Raw genomic sequence first — 4,768 nt, 5'->3', positions numbered from 1 at the left:
GCGCCCATGCGCAATCGGCGCTGACGGCGCACCTGGCGAGCGTGCTCAAGACGATGGCGCTGGACGGCCGCGGCGTGGCCTGGCTGCCGCGCAGCCTGATCGCCGACGACCTGGCCGCCGGCCGCCTGACTGCTGCGGGCGGCCCGCAGTGGGCGATCGAGGTCGAGATCCGCCTGTTCCGGCCGCGCTCGCCGTTGCCGCGGGCGGCCGAACGCTTCTGGGCGACGGTTGAAGAGGTGAGAGTCACGGGCTAGAATGTCCAAAATTTTGGACAACTCGCGAGGCGAGAATGAGCAGTCTTCTCGACATCGGTCGCGCCGTCCGCACGCGGCGCACGGAACTGGGGCTGTCGCAGAACCAGCTTGCACATTTGAGCGGGCTGTCGCGCCAGACCCTGGTCGGGCTCGAGAACGGAAGCCTGAGCGACCTCGGCGTGAACAGGGTGGCGCAGGTCACGTCCGTTCTCGGGCTTGAGGCTGCGCCCCTCAGTACGGAAGGGCGCGGCAAGAAGCGCGGTCTGTGGATGGCCGCCAAGACGGCCAGCGTCAGCTACACGCACGAACTCCCACCCAAGACCTTGGGTGAGACCCTGGTGAGCGGCGAGGTGCAAGCTCCGTTCGTGCCGCATCTGGTGCACCTGCTCGACGAAGCGCCGGTGCCCATCGTCGTCATGGCCGTGGAAGAGGCGGCTGCGCACGCGCACGTTGCGCCGAAAACGGTCTGGCGCAACGTCGCCAAGCTGGCCAAGTCCTTGTCGGTCCATCGGCAGGCGCTCTGGGCATGACGTCCCAGCTTGCGCGCCGCGTTCGACGCCATCGCCGTGTTGGACTATCAACCCAGCTACGAGCATTGCGTGTCAGTGGTCGGTGAGTTTCTGGCGCAGTGGTAGTCGCAGGTGTGAAGCTCGCGCTGAGGGGCCAGTTCGATGAAATGGTCATGCCGCCTGGTCGTCAATGAGCTCCAGAAGATCAATCGCGCTCCGGGCTCGAGCATCATGTCCCGTCGCCAGCCCCACCAGGTGGGGACGCAGGGAGTGAATGAACGTCGTCAGTGCTTCTTGCACCGAGACGCCAAGGTATGTTTCGTACCCTTGCTCAGGAGCGAAGGTGCCGCCGAGGTCGATGAGCGACTCGATGACGGCACGTTGCGCCCATGCTTGCCCACTGGCAAGAATCTGCTCAAGCGCAGGAAGGACACCCAATACGACCGGGAAAAAGGTGCCTGCGTGGTTGTTGCCCATGGCCCAGAGGAACGCATCGCAGGCGTCGACTGCGGCCTGCTCATCGCTCGCCTCTCGAAGCGCCAGAAGGGCCTTCTCCACGCTGTCTGATTCGTTTGAGTCTGGCTGCGGGAATGGGTCAAGGTTGAGCGGATTCATGTTGTGTGGGAAGCGAACTCGAGGACGCGCCGAACCACTCGCGGATCCTCGAGCAGCATCTTGTAGTGTCCCAGGCCCTCGAGCAGGAGCCATTTGGCGCCAGGCCAGCTGGCCGCCGCGGCCTGGGCACCTTCGTGGGGGACGACCTTGTCGTCGGACGCGTGAATGAACAGAGCTGGCTGGTGCATCGACGCAGCCTGCCGGCGCATGTCGATCCGGTCTGGATGGACGCCGATCACCTCCTGCAGTCGGTTCAGCAGATGCGCGACGGTGTCACCCTCCAATCTCGCTTGCCGTGCCATCGCGCGCACATACCCGCCATAGTGGGTCGGTGTCGCCAGGAGAACCACACGGTCCGCCTGCAGGCCTTCGTCAAGGGCCTGCACGATGCAGGCCCCTCCGATCGAGTGCCCGACCGCGAGTGCAAGCGGCCCGGTGACACCCTCGACCGCTCGCAGTACACGCGCCGCCAGCGGGATGGACAGGCGCTCTCCGCCGGAAGTCCCGTGGCCGGGCAGGTGCGGAGCCCACACGGTGAAGCCCGACGCCACGAGAGCGTCGCTGATTTTCTCCATGTCGGACGTCCTTCCCTGCCAGCCGTGGACCAGCAAGGCGTGGGGCCCGAGTCCGCGCTTTCTCACATGCACCATCACCTGTGCGCCGTCAGGCCACGCTCCGGGGGTATCCACGAGCAAGGGAATGACCTCGGCATCCACTGTCCGCGCGTCCTCGGGCGGCCGCTTGATGCGCAGCAGCGCGTCGATGAAGGCTTCGACATCGGCGGCAGCGCTGGTGTCGACGGACGTGTCTTGATGCGATGACATGGATGGCTTTCGATGTGTACAGGTCTGTACCTTTAAATATAGGTACAGACCTGTACCATTGTCAACGGAGATTGCCATGACGACCTCGAACATTCCTGCCCAAGAAATCCGTTCCCGCCGAGGCGCGCCCGCGAAGGGCGAACCCACGGCCCGGGACCGCATCCTGGCCATCGCGCTCGACGCCTTCTACCGAGAAGGCATTCTTGCGACCGGCGTGGACACCATCGCCGAGCGCGCAGGTGTGTCGAAGACGAGTCTCTACCGCAACTTCGCCTCCAAGGATGAGCTGATCGAGGCGGTGCTCCGGGAGCAGAACCGATTGTTCTTTGCCTGGTGGGATGAGATGGTGGGGCGACACCCCGACGACCCGCGCGCGCAATTGCGGGGCTTGCTCGATGCGTTCGGGAAGCTGAGTTCGTCCCCGAGGTTTCGGGGCTGCCCGTTCATCAATGCCGCCACCGAATTCCGGGGTCTCGATCACGCCGGCAAGGCACTTTCTGCCCAGAACAAGATCGAGGTGGTGCGACGGCTGGCCGACATGTGCCGATTGCTCGGCGCCACCGATCCGGCGCGGGCCGCTCGCCAACTGCTGCTCCTCATMGATGGAGTCCTTGCGGACGGACAGTTCGGCCCCGAACTGCACTTCAGAGAAGGGCTCGCCGATGCGGCGTTTGCCTGCATCGGCCTGGGCGCCTAGGACCTTGGCGTGGCCAGCCAATCCGCCATCCATGCCTCCACCTCCGCCTGCGTCATCGCCTCCCCCGCAGCACGCTCCGCCTCGAACCGCTCCACCCCCAGCGCCCCGCGCGATGCCGCCATCAGCGGCGCGATGAATGCCTCGTCCACCGGATCGGCCTGCTCCCCATCCTGGTGCCTTCCCGCCAGCGCCATGCCGTGCAGCCTGGCCGCGTTCGCATGCTCGCCCAGCGCCGAAGCCAGGCCCGCGGCCACTTCCGCCAGCCTCGCCCCCATCTTCGGCAGGCCGTCGCGCGCCACCAGCGGCCACAGCACCTGCAGCGTCTCGTGCGCCGCCGGCCACTGCCCGAGGGTGACCTGCACCTGCGCCAGGTTGCTCTGCAGCTGCCCCGTCACCGAAGCGGGCAGCTCGAGCCGCTTCGCCAGCGCGATGGCCTCGTCGTACAGCGCCCGTGCCTGCGCATGGCGGCAGACACCGCGGTGGATCTCGGCGATGTTGTTCAGGCTGACCACCAGGCGGATGTCGGGCACGCCGTTGGAGCGCAGCAGCTCGGTCGCCTGCTCATAGGCCGACAAGGCCTCGTCGGCGCGCCCCAGCGCATGCCATGCGTTGGCGCGCAGGCTCAGCGCCACGGCGGTGCGCTCGGCGTCATCGGCCGACGCTGCCAGCTCGCCGCCCTGGTCGGCCCAGCGCAGGGCCTCGTCATAGAAGCCGCGCTTGTACGCGAGGTGCGACATCGCCAGCAGTGCCTTGYCGCGCAGCGCGTCGTCGAGCCCGTGTGCGTCTCGCGCCAGCGCGGCGGTGCCCAGGCCGTAGCCCACGTCGAGCGGGCCGGCAAAGGTCCAGTAGCGGCCGAGCGCCGCGACGAAGCGCAAGCCGGCGTGGGCGCCTTCCGGCAGCTGGGCGCACCAGTCGTGCGCCGCGATCAGGTTGTCCTGTTCCGCCTTCAGCCGGCGCAGCCACGCCAGCTCGCCCGGGCCGTGCAGGTGGCCGCCGGCCGCTTCGGCAAACGCGACGAAGTGGGCCAGGCAGCGCGCACGCACGGCCTGGGCTTCGCCGGTGTCGTCGAGCAGGTCCTGTGCAAACTGGCGCACCGTCTCGAGCATGCGAAAGCGCGGCTCGGGCAGGTTCTCGGGCGCCATCACGAGCAGCGATTTGTCGTGCAGCTGCGTCATGATCTGCAGCACCGCGTATTCATCGTCGATGCCCGCGGCGACGGCCGCCGCGGCCAGCGTGCAGCCCCCGACAAAGACCGAGAGCCGCGCGAAGACCTGCGCCTCCGGCTCGGACAGCAGCTTCACGCTCCACTGCAGCGTGGCGCCCAGCGTGCGGTGGCGCGGCGCGGCGTGCGAGCTGCCGGTGAGGAAGCGGAAGCGGTCGTCCAGCCGCGAGCGGATCTCGTCGACCGCGAACATGCGCACGCGTGCCGCGGCCAGCTCGATCGCGAGGGCGATGCCATCGAGCCGGCGGCAGATCTCGGCGATGACCGGTTCGTTGGCCGGGGTCAGCGCGAAGTCGGGCCTGGCRAGCCGGGCCCGGTCGACGAAGAGGCGCACGGCATCGGAGTCGAATGGCAGCGGGCCGACCGCAAAGATCTGCTCGCCCGGCAAGCCCAGCGCCTCGCGGCTGGTGGCGAGGAGGCGCAGGCCGGGGCAGGCGGCGAGCAGGCGGTCGGCGAGCTGCGCCACGGGGTCGATGAGGTGCTCGCAGTTGTCGAGCACCAGCAGCGCGCGTGCCGCGCCGATGTGCGCGCACAGCGCGTCGAGCGGATCGGCCGTCGCGTCTTGCCGGGCACCGGCGGCCGAGGCCACGGCGGCCAGCAGGCGCCGCGGGTCCTGCAGGGCCGCGAGGTCGACGAACCACGTGCCC

General features: G+C 68.2%; 6 protein-coding genes. 3 read left to right on the top strand and 3 right to left on the bottom strand.

What is annotated here, in order from left to right; translation table 11 throughout:
* Together AC1DXV_RS31455 and AC1DXV_RS31450 are read left to right on the top strand one after the other, a co-directional pair.
* On the top strand, positions 1 to 254 hold a 254-nt coding region (locus tag AC1DXV_RS31455; protein ID WP_477937411.1), incomplete at its 5' end, for a LysR substrate-binding domain-containing protein.
* A 35-nt stretch (positions 255 to 289) separates the two neighbouring features.
* On the top strand, positions 290 to 784 hold the full coding sequence (locus AC1DXV_RS31450; RefSeq protein WP_477937409.1) for a helix-turn-helix domain-containing protein: 495 nt from the start codon (positions 290 to 292) through the stop codon (positions 782 to 784).
* A gap of 150 nt (positions 785 to 934) precedes the next feature.
* On the opposite strand, the gene AC1DXV_RS31445 is transcribed toward AC1DXV_RS31450, so the two are convergent.
* Positions 935 to 1,378, bottom strand: coding sequence for a hypothetical protein (locus tag AC1DXV_RS31445; protein WP_477870807.1), 444 nt, complete (start codon positions 1,376 to 1,378; stop codon positions 935 to 937).
* A complete protein-coding gene (locus AC1DXV_RS31440) occupies positions 1,375 to 2,202 on the bottom strand; it encodes an alpha/beta fold hydrolase (protein WP_477870805.1) in 828 nt (275 codons plus the stop codon). Before AC1DXV_RS31440 ends, AC1DXV_RS31445 begins: the two co-directional genes overlap by 4 nt.
* Before the next feature lie 76 nt (positions 2,203 to 2,278).
* Here AC1DXV_RS31440 and AC1DXV_RS31435 point away from each other — a divergent pair, with 76 nt between their 5' ends.
* Entirely contained in the window at positions 2,279 to 2,899 is a 621-nt protein-coding gene (locus tag AC1DXV_RS31435; RefSeq protein WP_477937407.1) for a TetR/AcrR family transcriptional regulator, read from the top strand.
* Here AC1DXV_RS31435 and AC1DXV_RS31430 read toward each other — a convergent pair.
* On the bottom strand, positions 2,896 to 4,768 hold a 1,873-nt coding region (locus tag AC1DXV_RS31430), incomplete at its 5' end, for an ATP-binding protein (RefSeq protein ID WP_477937405.1). The genes AC1DXV_RS31435 and AC1DXV_RS31430 overlap by 4 nt on opposite strands.

The sequence above is a fragment of the Rhizobacter sp. P3_C12 genome (genome assembly GCF_056402735.1).
Note: the sequence above shows the minus strand (reverse complement) of the source record. Positions and strands in the feature narration are given on the sequence as shown.